Raw genomic sequence first — 19482 nt, 5'->3', positions numbered from 1 at the left:
TGGAGGATGTAACCGGCATGTCCGATTCGAGCGACAGTTCCAAGCCGCGACCTAAGGCCGCGGCCGTTCCGCAGTACACGGTGGGCGAGGAGATCATGAACTCCGTCACCCATGGTGTCGGCTGCCTGCTGGGCATCGCAGGCCTCGTACTTTTGATTGTATTCGCTGCCCTGTGCGGTGGCGGCCCGGCGCATATGGCCGCGGCGATCGTCTACGGCGTCAGCATCATCCTCGAATACCTGGCCTCCACGCTCTATCACGCGATTCAGCCCGCAGGTGCCAAGCGCGTATTCCGCATCATCGACCACAGCTGCATCTACCTGCTCATTGCGGGCAGCTATACGCCGTTTTGCCTCATCACGCTGGCAGACGACGGCGGTGCCGTGTTGTTCTTTGCCGTATGGGCCATCGCCATTATCGGCATCGCGCTCGAGTGCTTTTTGCGCGAGCGTCAGCCGCACTGGGTAAGCGGCCTGGTCTACCTGCTGATGGGCTGGCTCGTCGTCTTTAAGCTGCCTGCGCTCGTGGCGCTGCTGAATCCCGTCGCGTTGGCGCTGCTCGCCGTCGGCGGCGTTTGCTACACCGTGGGCGTGCCGTTCTACATCGCCAAAAACGTGCGCTACCTGCACAGCGTGTTTCACCTGTGGGTGCTCGCCGGTAGCATCTTCCAGTTCATGGCGGTGATTCTCTTCGTAATCTAACGACCGAGCCTGTGCCCGCGGATCCGCCCAGGTGGCCGTCGGGCGCAACTGCCTTATCCGCCAACTATGTCTCCTGCTAACATCCCGAATCTTGGAGGTTCGAGAAACTCCCGATGGACATAACCATCTCCCTTATCACCACCCTCGTTTTGACCCTCATCAACGGCTACTTCTCTATGTCCGAGATGGCGCTCACCACGGCCAAGCGTGCCGTGCTGGAGCACGATGCCGAGGAGGGCGACAAGCGCGCCGAGCACGCCATTAAGCTTGCCGCCGACTCCGACCAGCTGCTGGCCACCATTCAGGTCGCCATCACGCTCGTGGGCTTCGCCTCGTCCGCCGTTGCCTCGACGAGCCTGTCCGACCCGCTTGCCACGTGGCTCATGAGCTTTGGCATCGCGCCGCTCTCCGCCATTGCGCGTGGCTTGGCGCCGGTCATCATCACCGTCGCAGTCGCCTTTGTCTCCATCGTGATCGGCGAGCTCGTGCCCAAGCGCATTGGCCTCGCTAATGCCGAGGGCGTGTCCAAGCAGGTCGTGGGGCCGCTTTCCGTGTTCCAAAAGATCGCCCGTCCGCTCGTGTGGCTGACTGGCGCTTGCTCCGATGGCCTGGCCCGCATCCTGCGCATCAAGAGCGCCGACGACCGCCAGAACGTCTCGGAAGAAGAGATCAAGTACATGGTCTCGGAGCAGGACGACCTGCTCGACGAGGAAAAGCGCATGATCCACGAGATCTTTGACCTAGGTGACACCGTTGCCCGCGAGGTCATGGTGCCGCGCGTGGACACCACCATGTGCGAGGATGACGAGACGGTCGCCGACGTGTTGTCCACCATGCGCCAGACCGGCTTCAGCCGTATCCCCGTCTACCACGAGGATCCCGACAACGTGGCGGGTATCGCACATATCAAGGACCTGATCCAGCCCGCGCTCGACGGCAAGGGTGACCAGCCCATCGCCGACTTTTTGCGCGACGCCACCTTTGTGCCCGATACCAAGGACATCCTGCCGCTGCTTTCCGAGATGCAGACCTCGCACGATCAGATCGTGGTCGTTGTGGACGAGTACGGCGGCACGGCCGGCATCATCACCATCGAGGACATCGTCGAGGAGATCGTCGGCGAGATCGAGGACGAGTTCGACCCCGACAACAAGTACCTTACGCGCCTCTCGCGCCGCGAGTGGCTCGTCGATGGGCGTTTTTCGTGCGATGATGCGATTGAGCTTGGATGGCCGCTCGAGGAAAGCGATGATTATGAGACCATCGCCGGCTGGATTTTGGAGCTTTGCGACTCGGTGCCCGACATCGGAGAGGTGTTTGAGGTTGCGGGGTACAAGTTTAAGGTGCAGTCGATGCGTGGCCAGCGCATCTCGCTCATTCGCGTGATTGCTCCGGCCGAAACCGATAAGAAGGATTCCGAGTCTGCGGCGGACGAGCCGGCGGCGCCGGGTGCGGATGCTGCGATTCCGCACGACGGCGACGAGTAGGACAAGGAAGAGTAGGGGAGAGTTATGGCAGGCCTGTTCAACATCCTTAAGGTCACCGTCAGCGAGGACAAGATCTGCGCGCATGTGCTGGTGAACCCCGGCATGCCGCTCATGACCTCGGAGGATATCGAGGCCACGGCGCGCGTGTACTATCTGGTGCCGGCGATTGCCAAGCATCTGTGCCTGGGCGATTCCGGCCGCGAGTTCCAGGATTGCATGGGCCAGACCGAGCTCTGCCACCTGCTGGAGCACGTGTCGGTCGAGCTGATGAACGAGACCGGCCTTGCCGGCAATATCTCGTGCGGGCGCACCCGCGTGAGCGAGCATGACGAGCGTGTCTTTGAGATTGAGCTTTCGTGTCCCGACGATGCGCTGGCCATCGGCGCGCTGTCGTCTGCCACCTTTATGATGGACTGGGCATATCTGCATGCCGACCAGCCGGCCCCCGACGTAGAGGGCACGGTCGCGGGCCTGCGCAACCTAGTGTTGGGCATGCGTGCCGAGGCCGAGGGCAAGGATCCGCACGAGGCCGTCGCCGCCGCGAATGGCGAGGACGTGGCCGAGGATGCGGCTGAGGGCGATGCTCCTGCCGACGCCGATGTCGACCCTGTTGTCGATGCGGCCGCCGAGCCTGCCGCTGAGCCCCAGGGCGTCCCCAACTTTGAAGACGAGCCCCAGGTGGCGATTGATACCGAGGGCGCGGTTGTCGAGAACCACGAGGCCTCCGCGGCCGTCTTTGGCGGCGCAGCAACGGCTCCGGCTGGCTCGGCACATGAGGGCGGCTTGCCCCTCGTGGACGGCGCCGGCGGGGATCCGGCTGCCACGGTTGCCATGCCCGCTGTGCCGCAGGAGTAGATTCGCTCGCTCAACACCATCATGTACCTGCGTCTTTGCCGTATGCAGATGAGCGGGGCGGCAAGTGTTGCGCTGCGGGTATAATGGACAGCATTCAAACGGTGGGCGCCGACGTGCCCGCAGGAGAGGAATGATCATGGGTAAGACTTTTAGCTTTGTCTCCGGTGCACTCTTTGGTGCCGCCGCCGGCGCTATCATCGGCGTTGCTCTGGCCCCGCGCTCGGGCGCCGAGACCCGCGCCATGGCTGCCGATATCGCCAACGACGCTTGGGATAACATGCGCGATACCTACGAGCACGGTGCCGAGGAGGCCCGCGCCGCGGTCAACGACTTTGGCCCGATGGTCGATGCCAAGACCGATGACCTGCGTGCCAAGGTCGACCTGGCCCGCGAGCGTATGGATCAGCTGCGCGAGCAGCTCAACGACGCCATCTCGGGCGGCAACGTGACGCCCGCTGCCGACGTCGTGGTCGAGAACGCCGCCGAGGCCGACACCGAGGCTGCGGAGCCCTCGACCGAGGCATAATGCGCGCCGGGGATTTTGTCGGCGCCAAGATCTATCGCAAGCCTTCCGAGGACAAGCGCACCAAAAAGGACGGCACGCCGCGTAGCCCTAAAAAGCTCGGGAAGATTCACTTTCCGGTCTTTACCCCGGGCGGTACGCGCGTGGTGGGCTTTATGGTTCGCCAGTCCGACATTGCGGGCATGATCGAGCGCCCCGACCGATTTGTGGCGCTCGATGCCATCGGCGTCTATGAGGGCGCTATCGCGGTGGATGACGCCAAGGACACCTACGATGCCGCCGCGGCCAAGCGCCTCGACATTAACCTGGACGATTGCATCATCTGGGTTGGTATGGACGTGCGCACGGAATCGGGCGATGTCGTGGGCTATTGTTCGGACGTGGAGTTCAAGCCGCGCTCGGGCATCGTCCAGATGTTCTATGTGACCGCCGGTGCCGCATCGAGCGTGCTTGTCGGTGACACGCAGGTGCCGCCGACGATGCTGCGCGGCTACGAGAACGGCGCGATGATCGTTTCGGACGAGGTCAAGGCGCTCGGGTATTCGGGCGGCGCGGCTGCAAAGGCTGCTGAGGCCAGTGTCGTGATGGGCGATAAGGTCAAAAAGGGCGCCAAGGTGCTCGATGACAAGGGATCGGTCGCCGTGGACAAGGGCAGTCGCGCGCTGGGCAAGCAGCTCGGCAAGACGCGCGGCATGTTCAAGGCCTTTAAGGACGAATACCAAAAGGCGAGCGGGGGCTCGTCAAAAGCTAGCAAATAGCGACGTACCAAATGATGGGAGGCGAGCCGGAGACATGTTGCTCCGGCTTGCTGTGTTTATGGGGGAGGGCACATGCGCCAAAACGGATCCAACTTAAACGGGCACTCCGGTGCGCGTCCGACGGCGCGCCGCGACCTGGGGCAGCTGCCCAGCGGCCAGCGCAAACGCCGCCGTAAGCCCGGCGCGATGTACCTCAACCATAGCCGCGGTTTTAGCGACCGCAGCGCGCGCATTGGCAACGGGCGTTCGCCCCGCCGTCCATCCCGTCTGCCCTATGCGCTTATCGCTGTGGGCTGCGCGCTCGTGCTGTTCATCGCTGCCGTCGTGGGCTACGTCAACCGCAGCGTGGACGTGGAGCTCAACGGACAAAAGACCGCGGTGCGCGTGGGTTCTACGCTGCAGAATCTTATCGACGACCAGGAGTTGACCGACACCTACGACGCAGGCGACCTGCTAGCCGTCGATGACAGCGTGCTCAAGCGCCATGGGGGCGAAAAGCTGTCGGTGAAGGTCGACGGCAAGCGCATAAAACAGGGCAAATGGGATAGCCGCGAACTTGAGGGTGGCGAGAAGGTGACGGTCAAGGATGGCCGTAACACCTACGAGAAGCACGAGGTTCAGGCTACGGTTATCGAGCCCAAGCTCAAGGTCGAGGGCACGGGCGCTATCGAGTATGTGCAGACATGGGGTGTCCAGGGCCGATCCGAGGTGTGGGTTGGTGAGCAGTCGGGCAAGACGCAGGACCGCGGCGAGGTTGTGCCCGCCACCGATTGCGTTGTTGCGTGCGCCAGCGTGGCGCCCAAGGGCAACGAAAAGTACGTGGCGCTGACGTTTGACGAGGGTCCGAGCGGCGCCACCAAACAGATCTTGCAGGTGCTCAAGGAAAAGGGCGTCACCGCGACGTTCTTCCTTTCGGGCGATGCGGTCGAGGCCTCGCCTGCCACGGCCAAGGCGATTGTCGATGCCGGGTGCGAGATCGGATCCAACAGCTACAGCGACGATTCGCTCAAGGGTCAGGACCGTGAGGCGGTACGCGAACAGATCACGAAAGGCACCGATGCGATTAAGTCGGCGACCGGCGTGAAGACGATGCTACTGCGTGCTCCCTACGCTGCCTTTGACGAGCAAAACTGGATTGATGCGATGGACCTGGTCTCCGCCGTGGTCTCGTGGAATATTGACTCGGGCGACTGGCTGCTCAACGGTGCCGACGAGCAGGTCTCGACGGTGCTCGATTCGGTGACGCCGGGCAATATCGTGCTGCTCACCGATAGAGACGAATGCGCCGAGCAGACGCTCGAGGCGCTGCCGCAGATTATCGACGGTCTCATCGCCGACGGCTACAAGATCGTGACGCTCAGCGACCTGGTCAAGACGGACACGTCGCTGAGTAAAAAGCTCACCTCGCTGACGAAGGTCAGCATGCCCAAGGACGCCGTGTTCCCCCAACTTGCCGAGGACAACGACACCACAGAGTAGTTATTGGGTAGTCATTTAAGAACGTCCCCAATGACTATGTCACGGATGCGTCAGCGTTTGGTATGCCTGCAATGTGCAGCGCATAAATTCGATGCCGCAGGGCGATGCTGATGCTATAGTTACTGCGGTTAATGAGGGTCAAGAGAAAGGTTACAGGTGAAATCCAAACCTCGACCATACAGTCGATGACCCCATGCAGGTGCTTTTTGCGCATGCACGGGGTGTAAGCGTCGAGCGGCGTGCCGCCCGCGCATGCGTATACATATCCAGAAGCCCCCGGACGCCGCACGCGCGGCCGCGTTCGGAGGAATAATGATGGGGAGCACCATTGAATTATCTGAGTGAGATGCTCAAATTGCCGGTCTTGGACGTCGATGGCGAAAAGCTCGGCGTGGTGAACGATTTTGGTATTGCTACCGGCGAAGTTTTTCCGCACGTGACGTCGCTCGCGTTCCGCGGACCCGGCAAGACGCCGTTTATGATCAGCTGGCGCAAATGGGTCGACCGTATCGACGAGACGGGTGTACACCTTAAGACGTCGGCCACCGAAATCCGTTTTTCGTACCTGCAGCCGACCGAACTCTTACTCGCCCGCGACGTGCTCAACAAGCAGATTGTCGACACGCAGGGCATGAAGGTCGTGCGCGTAAACGACATCAAGTTTTCCATGTCGGGCGAAAATCAGCTGCGCCTGCTGGGCGCCGAGGTCGGTGCCCGCGGTCTGCTACGCGCCATCAGCCCCGCGCTCGAGCATATCGTCGAAGGCTTTATGAAGCACCTGGGCAAGCCGCTCAGTGAGGACATCATCGCTTGGTCCTACATGGACCTGCTCGACCGCTCGACCAAGAACATTCAACTCTCGGTGTCGCATAAGACGCTCGGCGAGCTACACCCTGCCGACATCGCCGACATTATCGAGCAGCTCGACCCGCGCCTACGTGCGCAGGTGTTTGCGCAGCTCGATACTGCCCAGGCCGCCGAGGCCATCTCGGAGTTCGATGACGACGAGCTTATGACCGAGATGCTCGAGGGCCTGTCCGACACGGACGCATCGTCAATGCTGGCCATGATGGACCCGGACGATGCAGCCGACCTGATCGACGAGCTCGATTACGAGAAGGCCGAGAAGCTCCTGCGCCTGATGGGCGTCAAGGAGGAGAAGGCGATTCGTAACCTACTGGGGTATGAGGACAACACCGCCGGCCGCATCATGACCTCAGAGTTTGTCTCCTTGCCCGCCACGGCAACGGTCGGTGACGCCATTGAGGCGATTCGCGAGCTCGACGAGGACTTCGAGAGCGTCTACTACGTCTATACCGAGGATCCGAGCGGCATGCTGACCGGCGTGCTTTCGCTGCGCACGCTGATCGTAGCCGACCGCGACGCCACGCTGGGTCAGCTGGCCTATCGCGACCTGGTCTATGTGTCGCCCGACGAGGACCAGGAAGACGTGACGGACGAGATGACCAAGTACGACCTGGTTGCCATCCCTGTCTGCGACGAGAACCGTCATATCCTGGGTATCGTGACCTTCGACGACGCCATGGACGTTATCGCCGAGGAGCATCAGGAGGACCTGCAGATCGCCGGTGTCGGCTCGGGCGATAGCGCGTCGGACGACTCGACGAACGTGCTCAGCTGGTTCGTGCATCGCCAGTACTGGGTTGTTGTATGGGGCATCGCGTCGTGCATCATGGCGACCGTGCTGGGAACGGCGCTCGGCTCCGCGCATCTGGTGGTGTTCCCCATGTGCGCCATGCCGCTCGTGCTGCTTGCTGCCTCGCGCATGGTGTCGTTCGTCAAGAACTACTTCCTCGAGTACGACGGCCACGACGACGAGCCCAAACCGTACCTGGGATTCTTCTTCCAGAGCACGGGTATGGGCCTGATCCTTTCGCTCGTGACCTACCTGTGCGCGCAGCTGGTGCGCACCGCCTCATTCCCCGATGCGTCCATGTTTGAGGAGCAACTCTTTACCGGGTGTTTTAATATCGCTGCTATCATTTGCCTGGTTGGCAACATGAGTGCCGTGATTTACCTGATGGTGCTGTTCTGGCGTGACGAGCATGACCTCAACACGTCGGGCACCGCCATGAACGTTATTGCCGTCATGATCTCGTGCGTAGCGTACTGCGCCGCTGCGGTGCTGCTCACCATGTCGGTCATGGGTTAGGTGGTCGCGTGCAAAATACCAAGCAAAAGTCGGGCACCAAGCAAAAGTTGACCATCGCGGCCATCTTTAGCGCTATGGGTCCCGGTCTGCTGGCGGCGCTTTCGGGCAATGACGCCGGCGGCATTGCAACGTATTCCAGTGCGGGCGCCAGCTATGGCTACAAGATGCTCTGGATGCTTCCCGTCATGACCGTGCTGCTCATCGTGACGCAGGAGACCGCGGCGCGCTGCGGCTGCGTCACGGGAAAGGGCCTGGCATCGCTCATCCGCGAGCGCTTTGGCGTGCGCAAGAGTGTACTTGCTATGGCGGCGCTGTTGATCGCCAACACGGCTGTGACCATTTCGGAGTTTGCGGGTATCGCCAGCGGCCTTGCTCTCTTTGGCGTGCCGGCGAGCATCTCGGTGCCGTTGGTGGCGCTGCTGGTGTGGATGCTTACCATGTCGGGTAGTTTCCAGCGCATCGAGAAGATTCTGCTGCTGGTAAGCTGCGTCTTCGTGACCTATATTGTCGCCGCGTTTATGGCTGGCCCCAACTGGGGTGAGGTCGCGGTCGACTTGGTCGTCCCCAACATTCAAAACGATCCCAACTACGTGTCGCTCGTGGTCGCAACGATCGGTACCACCATCGCGCCGTGGATGATCTTCTTGGCGCAGAACAACGTGGTCGATAAGAACGCGGGCGAGGACGATATCGTGCTGCAGCGCATCGATACCGTAAGCGGCTCGATCGCTGCTGACATCATCGCCGGCTTCATCATTATCACGACTGGCACGGTGCTGTTCCCGGCTGGCATCCAGATTAGCGATGCTGCCGACGCCGCCCGTGCGTTGGAACCTATCGCGGGCCAGTGGTCCACGGTGCTGTTTGCCTCGGGCCTGGTCGCGGCGAGCTTCTTGGCCGCCTGCGTGCTGCCGGGTGTTACGTCCAGCGCCATCTGCGAGGCATTTGGCTGGGAGCGCGGCGCCGACCGCAGCTGGGACGAGGCTCCGGTCTACCGCGGTATCATTACGGCCATTATTGGCATTTCGGCCGTGCTGGTGCTCATGCCCGGTGTCGATCTGTTCCAGATCATGATGACCTCGCAGGTCATCAACGGCGTGCTGCTGCCCGTGGTCTTGGTGTTCCAGGTGGTTATTGCCGCCGACCGTCACATCATGGGTGCCAACCGCAACGGCCGCGTATGGAACGTGCTCACGTGGGCGACCATCGGCGTGATCACGGTGCTGACGGTTGTTATGTTTGTGCTTCAGGCGATGGGTTACAGCGCTTAACGTCCCTTTTGGGGCTTCGGGCAGGCCGCAGCAATGGGCTGCGGCCTGTTTTTTGCTTGCTATAGGGGGTTAGTAATATGGCAGTGGGCAAAAAATGCCAAATATGAGTACTGTTGCTAATGTGATAGCATTTACATCCAAGAAGATAATGGACATAGCCGATAGTATGTTCATTAAAATTGGCTCCAATATGTCTTAAACCAGTCAGGTTGGCTGCTTTAGGGGGTTGTAGGGGTCGCTCGGACGTCATTTTGGGTGGTTTTGCCTGCTACTAAAATGGTAACAGTACTCATATTTGCCCCTTTTTGTCCACGACCCCTTGGAGCCGGCTCGAAAAGAGTGATTTTGGGTTGTTTGCTGCGGGTGTGGGCTTGGAAACAACGTTCGGGGTGGCGAGGCGCCCAGAATTTGGTCGCAAGGAGGGCGTTCCTCGCCTGTGTCAGGAGTGTCCCTGGGTGCCGGCACATAAGGAACGTCCCTAACTGTCGGAGGGGGTGCCTGCCGTGGCGGGCACCCCCTCCGGATGTGGGAAGTTTGCGCTGCAGGTTACTTGTCGGTGCCCAGCTTGTGCGGCTTGAGAGCGAGCGCATTGACGAGCGCGTCGGTGGCAGACTTGACGGCCGCCGGCTGCGGATCGTTGACGTGATCCTCGGGATGCACGGGCAGGTCCTTCTTGACTGCATCGTGGATCAAGTTGAGGTACTCGGTCACGCCAGTGGTCGACAGGTGCGTGCCATCGCCATCGAACAGGTCGTTGCGATTGGCACTGTATCCGTACCAGTCGATAACGCGCACGTTCTTGTAGCGCGTAGCAGCGTTGGCGATGGCCTGGTTGGTAGAGCCAACCCACGGCTGCGGGCTGCGCGTGTTCACAAACACCACAATACGCTTATCTCCTGCATCGGTCATGATGGCGTCGATCTGGTCGTCGGTTACCAAGCCGTTGGTGCCCAGTGCAAAGACCACGATCTTGCCGGCAAGGTTCTGTTGGAGATAGCCCTCAAATGTCGTGCGGCCCGCATCAAACTGGCGGCCCTTTTCGGCATCGATATGGCTGTGCGGGAACACGCCGTCAAAGGTGTCTACGGCACGCAGCGACACGGAGTCGCCGATCATAAGCAGATCGTAGGAGCCATCGGGGAAGCCGTCGTTGTCCTTGTCGGTGTCGTCGGCCGCCTGCTGGTCGGTGGGCGCGGTGTTTTTGGCTTCCTTGTTGAGGACTTCGGCGCCCTCACCGCTCAGTGCGGAGGTCTCCGGCACAAAGATCAGGCCGCCCAGCGCGATAACAAGCACGATGCCGCAAGTGGCGCACACGGGAATATGCGCGCGCACCCAGTTGGCGGGCGTGGTGGTGCCATCGCGGAATTCGGATACGGTGCGCCCAAAGGCACCCTTTCTAAACGGCGTCTCGATAAAGCGATATGAGCATTCGGCTACGGCGACCACCAACAACACCTGCAAAATGTACTGCCACCACGGCGTATCGTTGATGTTGGCGACCGGGTTCATGAGCAACAGTAGCGGATAGTGCCACAGGTAGATGCTGTACGAGCGCTTGCCAACCCACACGAGCGGCTCGGCGGACAGCGCGCGGGCAACCATTCCCTGGGGCTGCACGCAGGCCGCGATGACCATGAGCGTGAGGATGGAGCATAACAGCGTGCCGCCGCGATACTGGAACGCGGTGTAGCCGTTGGTGAGCGCGACCATGGCGGCAAGGCCAACCAGACCCACGACGCCCAACACATCGATGGATGCGGGCGAGGACCAAAAGCGCACGAGGGCGCTCGGCTGTGCCGGGACGGTCTCGGCTGCGCCGTCGGTCGTAGCGTCATGCTTGCTTTCGGCGTTCTTGCCGTGCTTGGCGGCGCCAGCCAGGCGATTGAGCCCCAAACGATGAGCGAGACACACCGGCGCCAGGTCGCGATCGGGGATAAAGGCCATCCAGGCGCCCAGCAGCAGCGAGAACACACGGGTGTCTGTGCCGTAGTACACGCGGCTGGGGTCGGCGGCGGGGTTATAGAGCACCATCATGGCGATGGCGGAGACAGCAGCCAGTCCCAGAACCATGCGGCGCGTGTTGGGCTTGCTCATGTGCATGGATACCATAGCGAGCAGCAGCGGGGGCCAAACCAGGTAGAACTGTTCCTCGATGGCGAGCGACCAAAAGTGCGTAAGCGGCGAGGGGTCGCCCAGGGCGTTGAAGTACGAGACGTTTTGGGCAATCTGCCACCAGTTGTTGAAGAACAGCAGCGACGGCAGGATGTCGGGGCGCATCTTGGTGAGCATCACGTGGTTGAAGACGGTGCACAGCGCACAGGTTACAACCACAACGGTCACCACGGCGGGGACCAGGCGACGGATGCGGCGGATCCAGAAGCTCTTGAGGTCGATGCGGCCGGTCTTAGCGACTTCGTTGAGTAGCAGGCGTGTGATCAGATAGCCCGAAAGCACAAAGAAGATCGTGACGCCAAGCAGGCCGCCCTGAGCCCACGTGAGGTTGAGGTGATAGAGCACCACCGCGACGACGGCAAGCGTGCGCAGGCCGTCGAGCGCAGGGATGTAGCGGGACTTGGGGCGAGCAGGCGTCTGCTCCGCGGCGGAAGTGTTGGCGCGGCCAGCGTTGTTGGCAGAAGCGCGATGGGGGCTCGCGGTGCGTCGCGGCTCGTTGGCACGGCGCTTGCCCTTCACGCGTTCGTGCGGCGCCGGCTCGTTGCCCGTGCGGCGTCGACCGCGCGAGCCCGATTGCGAGAATTGTTCCATAAAACATCATCCAATGACGAGAATAATCAGCACGTATTCATTGTAGCTGCCTGCCCCTGTGAATGCTTGCTGCTGGCGCAAGCTCAAGCGCGCGTCCACATCAAAGTGGACTAAAGTTATAGGGGGTGCGAGAGTGCACAATCGTTGGTCGATGGTGGGCGCAAAGCCTGAAGACGAGGAGGTTTCCATGGCGGATCACAGCATCGTTGCGGTGTTCGGCAGCATGAACATGGACCTTTCGGTGGCGTGCGAGCGCATGCCGCGCGCGGGCGAGACGGTCGATGGCAGCGGTTTTATCACCAACGCCGGCGGTAAGGGAGCCAATCAGGCCGTTGCCGCTGCGCGCATGGGTGCGCGCACGTGCATGATCGGCGCTGTTGGGCGCGATACCTTTGGCGATGCGCTTGTGGCAGGGCTCCAAGATGCCGGCGTGGGCGTTGAGTTCGTGACACGTCTCGACGACGTGGAGACCGGTACTGCGACTATCATTCGCTGTGAGAGCGACAACCGCATCGTGCTGTCGTCGGGCGCCAACCATGCGCTTGCGGGCGAGGACGTTGCCCGCGCACTGAGGCGCTTGGTGGCCGACGAGCTCGACGGCGATGCCAGCGAGATTGCCCCGGCTGCTGGCGGCGTCTTTATCGCCCAGGGCGAATGTGACCTTGCGGCGACGGCCGGGGCGCTTGCTTGCGCTCACGAGCTGGGGTTCTATACGATCTTTAACCCGGCGCCCGCCTGCGACCTGCCGGCAGGAGCGTGGCCAGCGGTCGACCTGGTCTGCCCCAACGAGACCGAGTGCCAGGTACTGACGGGCATTCTGCCCACGGATGATGCGAGTTGCGTCGCCGCGCTCAATGCGCTGCTCGACAAGGGCGCCGGGGCTGCGGTCATCACGTTGGGCGGCGCCGGCTCGGTTACGCTCGGCGATGGCGGTGAGCCGCTGCGCATGCCGGCGCTTTCGAGCGCGGTGGTCGATACGACGGCCGCGGGCGATACGTTTATCGGCGCGTTGGCGGCGGCTCGTCTGGAGGGCCTGCCGCTCTTTGAGTGCATGGCGGCGGGTGCTCGCGCCTCGGCGGTGACGGTGTCGCGCCTGGGCGCTCAGCAATCAATTCCCACGCGTGCGGAAGTCGAGCACAAGTTTGGTTTAGACGGTTTGGATGTAGACGGAGAAGCGGAGTAGAACAATGGCAACCAAGAAGCTGATCCTTGATCTGGATATGGGCGTGGACGATGCGATGGCGCTTGCCTATGCCATCGCGAGCCCCGAGGTTGAGCTCGTGGGCATCACCACGTGCTTTGGTAACGTGCGCGTCGACCAGTCGGCGCATAACTGCCTGGCGGTGCTCGATCTGCTGGGTCGCCCCGAGGTTCCGGTGTACCTGGGCGCCGATCGTCCCATTAAGGCGACTGAGCCCTATACACCGCCGGCGTCCACCACGCTCATCCACGGCAAGAACGGCATTGGCGGGGCGAGCGTGCCCGCGTCGCCGTACGAGCCGGTGGGGGCGACGTCGGCCGACGGTAACGCGGCGGTCGATTATCTGATTGATGCCGCGCGCACCTATGGCCCCAATCTGATCTACGTGGCGACCGGTCCGCTCTCCAACCTGGCACTTGCCTTGGAGCGCGATGCGGCGGCGATGATGTCCATCGGTCGCGTGGTCGTGATGGGCGGCGCCCTGACCGTGCCCGGAAACGTGAGCGCGGGCGCTGAGGCCAACATGGCAAGTGATCCCGAGGCGGCCGATGCCGTGCTGCGTTCGGGTCGCAAGCTCACCATGGTGGGCCTGGACGTGACGCATCGCGTGGTGCTTACGCGTCGCGACATTGCCGGCTGGACGGGCTCGGGCACCATGGCGGGCTGCGCATTTGCGAGCATGGTCGAGCACTACATTGGCTCGTACGAGATGAACGCACCCTACCTGGGCGGCAGTGCGCTGCACGATCCGCTGGCCGTTGCCGTGGCGATTGACCCCACGCTCGTGGGCGCGCTCGGCTGCAATCTGCGTGTTGACCTGCTGGGCGAGTATCGCGGCCGCACCATTTGCGATGAGCGCCGTGTGGCCGACCCCGACAAGAGCGCACTCGTGGCGCTGACCGTGGATGCCCCGCGCTTCCTGTCCGAGTTCAAGACGCGCATGGCCCGTGTCCTTGGCTAAGTTGTCTTTTTGGGACGGGGCTTTTTTGACTGTTATGATTGGTGCGACCATTCGAACCAGCTAAAAGAGCCCGTCCCAAATTGACTACCGAGAGGATCTGCCATGGAGCGCATTGCGAGCTTTTCCGTTGACCATCTGTTGCTTGAGCCCGGCGTGTATGTGAGCCGCATCGACCGCGATCCGGCGACCGGTGCCGCCGTCACCACGTTTGACCTGCGCCTGACCACGCCCAACAAGGAGCCGGTCATGAACACGGCCGAGTGCCACACCATCGAGCACCTGGGCGCGACGTTCCTTCGCAATCATGCCGAGTGGTCGAGCCGCATTGTCTACTTTGGCCCCATGGGATGCCGCACGGGCTTTTACCTGGTTGTGTTTGGCGAGGTGACGAGCGAGGAGATCCTGCCGCTCGTGCGTGAGCTGTTCGAGTTTGTCGCCGGCTTTGAGGGCGATGTCCCCGGTGCCGCTCCCGAGGAGTGCGGTAACTACCTGGACCAGAACCTCCCCATGGCCAACTGGCTTGCGCGCCGCTACCTCGACCGCGACCTGGCCGATATCGACGAGAAGCACCTGCACTATCAGCAGGCGTAAGGGCTTTATCGCCCAAAACGCGCGCATTGGGCGCCTTTTTGCTGAGTGGTCGGGACGAGTGTTTAAAATCGCTTATGTTTGTTCTAGAATGTTCATACTGTCACATAAACGAACAGGAGCGAACATGCATATCTACTCTGTCAACGATCCCGAGTTCAAGTCCTATGGCAACGTTTGGGATAACGTTCCGTCCGAGCTTACGTCGCCCGTGCTCGAGGCGCTCTCTGCCACGCCCATTCCCGAGGGCAGCAAGTACGTTGCGAGTGCGCCGGAGCTCGAGGACGTCAAGGATGCCGACAAGCTTGGCTTTCTCATGTTTGGTGGCCGTCCCTTCCAGCTCGGCTGGTGCAACGGCCACAATACACGACTCAACTGCCTGGAGTATCACCGCGCGAGCGAATTCAACTTGGGCGCTCGCGACTTTATCCTGCTCGTGGCGCATCGCTGGGAGATCGAGGACGGCAAGCTCGACACCGCGTGCGTCAAGGCGTTTCGCGTGCCGGCGGGTACGGTCGTCGAAGTCTTCAACACCACGCTCCACTACACGCCGTGCATGGTCGACGACGGTGGCTTCCAGGTGATGGTGGCGCTGCCCGCCGGCACCAACGGCCCGCGCCCCGAGGCTGCGGCCGACATGCCCACGGCCGGCGACAGCTACTGCTACTGGAAGGCCGACAAGTGGGTTCTCTGCCATGCTGACAGCCCCAAGGCTGCCGAGGGCGGCTACGTAGGCCTCATCGGCAAGAACCTCGACATCACCGTGGACTAGAATCTTCCGTCTCGATCTGTAACATCTAGCGGGCTAAATCGTCTCTACCTGTTACAGATTTAGACAAACTGCAGGGGACAGACCGAACAATCTCGATCTGTAACACCAGGCCCGGTTTTGACGGCCTAGCTGTTACAGATCGAGACAAAACGGGCCCAAACCACCACAAAGGTGCCTGTCCCCATTGCGGTGGCTGCCTAGAGTTGGCTGCGCAGATAGTCAGCCATATATGGAACGGCGAAACGCACGTAACCGCGGCGCGCCTGTTCGATTACGCCGGCGTCGATGAGGCGCCGGCGATACTTTTGCGCATAGTCGGGTGTGACTGACATACGTTTCGCTACATCGGAAATGCGCGAAACGGCGTCTTCGTCATCAGTCATTGCGTCGAGAAACGCGACGTCTTGGTCCGATAGCGCGGCGAGCGTCGTTTCACAAACATCGTTTTCGAAATCGGCTTTTGACGCTTCGATAGCTCCGTCGACTTGCTCTGGCGTTACGTGTTCTCCTGTCTTGCAGCGATTGCCGATGTTATAGCCGATGAGCTGCAGCATATAGGGCGAGCCTTGGGTTGCGCGAGCGGCACGGAGGCGAAGATCGCCTGGAATATCAAGGTCGAGCTCTTCGAAAGCCCGCTGATAATAGGCATCGACATCTCCGACTGAAAGCGGTTCGAGCGTGACCTTGCGAGCGCGGTTGAGAAATGTCAGCACGCGGTCATTGAGCGTTGCACAGACGGCTCCCGGGAGACCTGCCATAACAAGCGCGACGTTGAGTCCCTCACCGACCAGCTCTTGATAGGCGGTGACGAGCTGTCTAATCTCAGGTGAATTAGCTTGGAGCTCATCGATAAGGATGAGGATGCCGTGCCCCTGCTCGGTCAGCTTGCGCGCCAGCTGCGTGAGTTTGAACTGGAAACTCTTGGTCTCCTGCACATCGCGTGTGAACTCGAGACCGGCTGAGAAGCCGAAGACGCTCAAGCTACCGCCAGAAAGTTTGGGGAGATGACGCTTGCTGACATAAGGCTCGCCTGCTTCTTGGATTTTTTCAACAATGCGCTCAAGCATATCTTCGGAGGCTACGGTGGGTGTGGCGACAACAAAACCGAGCTTGCGTGCGCGGTCGGCAAGTTCCCACAGAAGAACCGTCTTGCCGCTGCCTCGCTGGCCGAGCATGAGCATGGCTCGGTCTCGATTGCCCGGCTCCTGCTCAAGACCGGAGATGAATGTCGAAATCACGTTCCCGCGACCCACCAGATAGGACGGGCGATTTCCAAATGAGGGGGAGAAGATGGTTTCAGTCATAAGTCTCCTTTCCTTTTTTTCCTATTTTTTCCTTTCTTTCCTATTCAGTCAAATGAATTGCTGAGCGAAGGCGGTTACGTAGGCCTCGTCGGCAAAACCTCGGCATCACCTGCGACTAGAATCTTCTGTCTCGATCTGTAACATCTAGCGGGCTAAATCGTCTCTACCTGTTACAGATTTAGACAAACTGCAGAAGCTGACCGAACAATCTCGATCTGTAACATCAGGCCCGGTTTTGGCTGCCTACCTGTTACAGATCGAGATAAACCGCCCCCAACCGCCACAAAGGTGCCTGTCCCCTTTGTGGTGATTGGCGGGCGGGTATCAAAAAGTGTCAGACGGGGCGGCTGTCGAGCACCTGCGTGCGAAAAGGAGTATCGGCCTGCGTCGCTGTCGTTGAGCGAGGCCCTATTTGCGGGGATACTGAAACCACGACAAACAGCGTGCGAAGGGATTGATACATGGCTTTCCGCAATGACTTCCTGTGGGGCGGCGCGACAGCTGCCAACCAGTGCGAGGGCGCCTATAACGTGGACGGCCGCGGCCTTGCCAACGTGGACGTGGCTCCGCACGGCCCCGAGCGCTATGCGGTGGTCTCCGGCCAGCGTAAAATGCTCGACTTCGAGGACGGCTATTACTATCCCGCGCAGACCAGCATCGATTTCTATCACCATTACAAGGAGGACATCGCCCTCTTTGCCGAGATGGGCTTTAAGACCTTCCGCATGAGCCTGGCGTGGACCCGCATCTTCCCCAACGGCGACGAGACCGAGCCCAACGAGGCTGGCCTGGCCTTCTACGAGGACGTGTTCCGCGAGTGTCAGGCGCACGGCATCGAGCCACTCGTGACCATCACGCACTTCGACTGCCCGATTCACCTCATCAAGGAGTACGGCGGCTGGCGCAACCGCAAGCTCATCGACTTCTACAAGAACCTCGCGACCACGATCTTCACCCGCTACAAGGGCCTGGTGAAGTACTGGCTTACCTTCAACGAGATCAATATGATTCTGCACCTGCCGTTTATGGGTGCCGGTCTGGTCTTTGAGGAAGGCGAGAACAAGGAGGCCGTCGAGTACCTGGCCGCCCACAACGAGCTCGTCGCCAGCGCTTGGGCAACCAAGATTGCCCACGAGATCGACCCCGAGGTCAAGATCGGCTGCATGCTCGCCGCAGGTAGCTACTACCCCTACAGCTGCCGCCCGGGCGATGTGCGCCAGGCGCAGCTCGACAATCAGGACAACTACTTCTTCGTCGACGTTCAGAGCCGTGGCTACTACCCGGCCTATGCCGTCAAGAAGCTCGAGCGTCTAGGCATCGATGTGGGCATGACGGACGAGGACCGCGAGATCCTGGCCACTAACACCGTCGACTTCATCAGCTTTAGCTATTACAGCACCCGTTGCTCCGCCGGTGCCAATAACCCCGATGTCGAGCGCACCCAGGGTAACGCCTTCGCCGGCGCCAAGAACCCCTACCTGCAGGAGAGCCAGTGGGGCTGGGCCATCGATCCACTGGGCTTCCGCATTACGCTCAACGACCTGTACGACCGTTATCAGAAGCCGCTGTTTGTGGTTGAGAACGGCCTGGGCGCCAAGGATGTTGTCGAGGAGGATGGTTCCATCAACGACGACTACCGTATCGACTACCTGCGCCAGCATATCGCCGCGATGCGCGATGCGGTGACCGAGGACGGCGTTGACCTGCTGGGCTACACCACCTGGGGCCCGATCGACCTGGTATCCGCCGGTACGGGCGAGATGTCCAAGCGCTACGGCTTTATCTATGTGGATCGCGACGACGCCGGCAACGGTACCCTCAAGCGTTCCAAAAAGAAGAGCTTCGACTGGTACAAGAAAGTTATTGCTTCTAATGGTGAGGACCTTTCCTAAGGAAGCTGAGACACTCAACTTCAGAGTTTCCTAACCAAGGCGCCCGGCGAGCAGTTAATGCTTGCCGGGCGCGTTTGCATCGGGATGCCCATCAAGGAAGTGGCGTTGCGTGTGTCCCTTCTGGGCCATGCGGCTCAAAATCGCGGCGTGATGTGGACGACTGGGGCCGAATTAGCAGCATTTCGAGCTTGGTTTCGATATTGAGACTGGTTCTTTATTAAAAGACGATATGAGAAAGCCATTGGGGTCGCCTCCCCCGCGGCGCAGCTTCTTTCCGCGGGCTCGGGGTGCCACAATGGGCTTTGAGTATCGGCCCGTGCGGTAGCCCTTACCGCACCTGCGGGGAGGAGGCTTCCCATGCCCCATGTTACCTCCATCGGACTGGACGTCCACGCGCGATCGGTCGCCGCCGCGGCGTTCAACCCCTTCACCGGCGAGGTGGTGCACCGCGACTTCGGGACGGACGCCGCCGAGATCGCGGAGTGGGCCCTCGGGTTCGAGGAGCCCAGGGCCTGCTACGAGAGCGGCCCCACCGGCTTCCACATGGCGCGCGAGCTGCGCGCGCTCGGCCTCGACTGCGCCGTGGCCGCCGTCTCCAGGATGCAGAGGCCCGCGGCGGACGCGCGCCGCAAGAACGACCGGCGCGACGCCGAGTTCATCGCGCGCATGCTCGCCACCCACAACATCGTCGAGGTCCCGCTGCCCGACGCGGCGGTAGAGGCCGCACGGGACCTCGACCGCGCCCTCGACGACG

16 protein-coding genes are annotated in these 19482 nt (G+C 61.3%); 14 read left to right on the top strand and 2 right to left on the bottom strand.

The window, feature by feature from the left end:
- Positions 1 to 17 precede the first annotated feature (17 nt).
- The 8 genes from AAAX59_RS06875 (at position 18) to AAAX59_RS06840 (ending at position 9247) form a co-directional block, all read left to right on the top strand.
- Positions 18 to 701, top strand: coding sequence for a hemolysin III family protein (locus AAAX59_RS06875; protein WP_349071240.1), 684 nt, complete (start codon positions 18 to 20; stop codon positions 699 to 701).
- A gap of 113 nt (positions 702 to 814) precedes the next feature.
- Positions 815 to 2188, top strand: coding sequence for a hemolysin family protein (locus AAAX59_RS06870; RefSeq protein WP_349071239.1), 1374 nt, complete (start codon positions 815 to 817; stop codon positions 2186 to 2188).
- 24 nt (positions 2189 to 2212) lie between these two features.
- Positions 2213 to 3043, top strand: a complete 831-nt coding sequence (locus AAAX59_RS06865; RefSeq protein WP_349071238.1) for a hypothetical protein — start codon at positions 2213 to 2215, stop codon at positions 3041 to 3043.
- Positions 3044 to 3179: 136 nt separating this feature from the next.
- Positions 3180 to 3569, top strand: a complete 390-nt coding sequence (locus tag AAAX59_RS06860) for a YtxH domain-containing protein (protein WP_117794607.1) — start codon at positions 3180 to 3182, stop codon at positions 3567 to 3569.
- Entirely contained in the window at positions 3569 to 4324 is a 756-nt protein-coding gene (locus AAAX59_RS06855) for a PRC-barrel domain containing protein (protein ID WP_349071237.1), read from the top strand. Before AAAX59_RS06860 ends, AAAX59_RS06855 begins: the two co-directional genes overlap by 1 nt.
- Positions 4325 to 4396: 72 nt before the next feature.
- Positions 4397 to 5803, top strand: a complete 1407-nt coding sequence (locus AAAX59_RS06850) for a polysaccharide deacetylase family protein (RefSeq protein WP_349071236.1) — start codon at positions 4397 to 4399, stop codon at positions 5801 to 5803.
- 328 nt (positions 5804 to 6131) lie between these two features.
- A complete protein-coding gene (locus tag AAAX59_RS06845; RefSeq protein ID WP_349071235.1) occupies positions 6132 to 7976 on the top strand; it encodes a CBS domain-containing protein in 1845 nt (614 codons plus the stop codon).
- 74 nt (positions 7977 to 8050) lie between these two features.
- On the top strand, positions 8051 to 9247 hold the full coding sequence (locus tag AAAX59_RS06840; RefSeq protein ID WP_195535982.1) for an Nramp family divalent metal transporter: 1197 nt from the start codon (positions 8051 to 8053) through the stop codon (positions 9245 to 9247).
- A 546-nt stretch (positions 9248 to 9793) separates the two neighbouring features.
- Here the strand turns inward: AAAX59_RS06840 and AAAX59_RS06835 are convergent.
- Positions 9794 to 12010, bottom strand: a complete 2217-nt coding sequence (locus AAAX59_RS06835; RefSeq protein ID WP_349071234.1) for an acyltransferase family protein — start codon at positions 12008 to 12010, stop codon at positions 9794 to 9796.
- A 187-nt stretch (positions 12011 to 12197) separates the two neighbouring features.
- Here AAAX59_RS06835 and AAAX59_RS06830 point away from each other — a divergent pair, with 187 nt between their 5' ends.
- The 4 genes from AAAX59_RS06830 to AAAX59_RS06815 all read left to right on the top strand — a co-directional run bounded on the left by AAAX59_RS06830 (position 12198) and on the right by AAAX59_RS06815 (position 15532).
- Positions 12198 to 13193: a ribokinase gene (locus AAAX59_RS06830; RefSeq protein ID WP_349071233.1), complete on the top strand. Its 996-nt coding sequence runs from the start codon at positions 12198 to 12200 to the stop codon at positions 13191 to 13193.
- A gap of 4 nt (positions 13194 to 13197) precedes the next feature.
- Positions 13198 to 14172, top strand: coding sequence for a nucleoside hydrolase (locus AAAX59_RS06825; RefSeq protein WP_349071232.1), 975 nt, complete (start codon positions 13198 to 13200; stop codon positions 14170 to 14172).
- 102 nt (positions 14173 to 14274) lie between these two features.
- The gene (locus AAAX59_RS06820) at positions 14275 to 14763 is read left to right on the top strand and encodes an S-ribosylhomocysteine lyase (RefSeq protein ID WP_117770240.1); all 489 of its coding nucleotides are present in this window, start codon (positions 14275 to 14277) and stop codon (positions 14761 to 14763) included.
- Positions 14764 to 14887: 124 nt separating this feature from the next.
- Positions 14888 to 15532 (top strand): DUF4867 family protein, encoded by a 645-nt coding sequence (locus tag AAAX59_RS06815; RefSeq protein ID WP_195544044.1) that lies wholly within the window; start codon positions 14888 to 14890, stop codon positions 15530 to 15532.
- Positions 15533 to 15729: 197 nt separating this feature from the next.
- Here the strand turns inward: AAAX59_RS06815 and AAAX59_RS06810 are convergent, their stop codons facing one another.
- Positions 15730 to 16836, bottom strand: a complete 1107-nt coding sequence (locus tag AAAX59_RS06810) for an ATP-binding protein (protein ID WP_117848350.1) — start codon at positions 16834 to 16836, stop codon at positions 15730 to 15732.
- A gap of 461 nt (positions 16837 to 17297) precedes the next feature.
- On the opposite strand from AAAX59_RS06810, the gene AAAX59_RS06805 reads away from it, so the two are divergent.
- Positions 17298 to 18728, top strand: coding sequence for a 6-phospho-beta-glucosidase (locus AAAX59_RS06805; protein ID WP_349071231.1), 1431 nt, complete (start codon positions 17298 to 17300; stop codon positions 18726 to 18728).
- 357 nt (positions 18729 to 19085) lie between these two features.
- Positions 19086 to 19482, top strand: a 397-nt coding sequence (locus AAAX59_RS06800; RefSeq protein ID WP_349071230.1) for a transposase, incomplete at its 3' end; no start/stop codon positions are given.

The organism is Collinsella sp. CLA-ER-H2, from assembly GCF_040092405.1.
GTDB lineage: Bacteria > Actinomycetota > Coriobacteriia > Coriobacteriales > Coriobacteriaceae > Collinsella.
Note: the sequence above shows the minus strand (reverse complement) of the source record. Positions and strands in the feature narration are given on the sequence as shown.

What these genes read in the sequence shown, in the direction of transcription:
- AAAX59_RS06875 (WP_349071240.1), top strand. Translation starts at nt 18, where the DNA reads ATGTCCGATTCGAGCGACAGTTCCAAGCCGCGACCTAAGGCCGCGGCC.
- AAAX59_RS06870 (WP_349071239.1), top strand. Translation starts at nt 815, where the DNA reads ATGGACATAACCATCTCCCTTATCACCACCCTCGTTTTGACCCTCATC.
- AAAX59_RS06865 (WP_349071238.1), top strand. Translation starts at nt 2,213, where the DNA reads ATGGCAGGCCTGTTCAACATCCTTAAGGTCACCGTCAGCGAGGACAAG.
- AAAX59_RS06860 (WP_117794607.1), top strand. Translation starts at nt 3,180, where the DNA reads ATGGGTAAGACTTTTAGCTTTGTCTCCGGTGCACTCTTTGGTGCCGCC.
- AAAX59_RS06855 (WP_349071237.1), top strand. Translation starts at nt 3,569, where the DNA reads ATGCGCGCCGGGGATTTTGTCGGCGCCAAGATCTATCGCAAGCCTTCC.
- AAAX59_RS06850 (WP_349071236.1), top strand. Translation starts at nt 4,397, where the DNA reads ATGCGCCAAAACGGATCCAACTTAAACGGGCACTCCGGTGCGCGTCCG.
- AAAX59_RS06840 (WP_195535982.1), top strand. Translation starts at nt 8,051, where the DNA reads ATGGGTCCCGGTCTGCTGGCGGCGCTTTCGGGCAATGACGCCGGCGGC.
- AAAX59_RS06835 (WP_349071234.1), bottom strand. Translation starts at nt 12,010, where the DNA reads ATGGAACAATTCTCGCAATCGGGCTCGCGCGGTCGACGCCGCACGGGC.
- AAAX59_RS06830 (WP_349071233.1), top strand. Translation starts at nt 12,198, where the DNA reads ATGGCGGATCACAGCATCGTTGCGGTGTTCGGCAGCATGAACATGGAC.
- AAAX59_RS06825 (WP_349071232.1), top strand. Translation starts at nt 13,198, where the DNA reads ATGGCAACCAAGAAGCTGATCCTTGATCTGGATATGGGCGTGGACGAT.
- AAAX59_RS06820 (WP_117770240.1), top strand. Translation starts at nt 14,275, where the DNA reads ATGGAGCGCATTGCGAGCTTTTCCGTTGACCATCTGTTGCTTGAGCCC.
- AAAX59_RS06815 (WP_195544044.1), top strand. Translation starts at nt 14,888, where the DNA reads ATGCATATCTACTCTGTCAACGATCCCGAGTTCAAGTCCTATGGCAAC.
- AAAX59_RS06810 (WP_117848350.1), bottom strand. Translation starts at nt 16,836, where the DNA reads ATGACTGAAACCATCTTCTCCCCCTCATTTGGAAATCGCCCGTCCTAT.
- AAAX59_RS06805 (WP_349071231.1), top strand. Translation starts at nt 17,298, where the DNA reads ATGGCTTTCCGCAATGACTTCCTGTGGGGCGGCGCGACAGCTGCCAAC.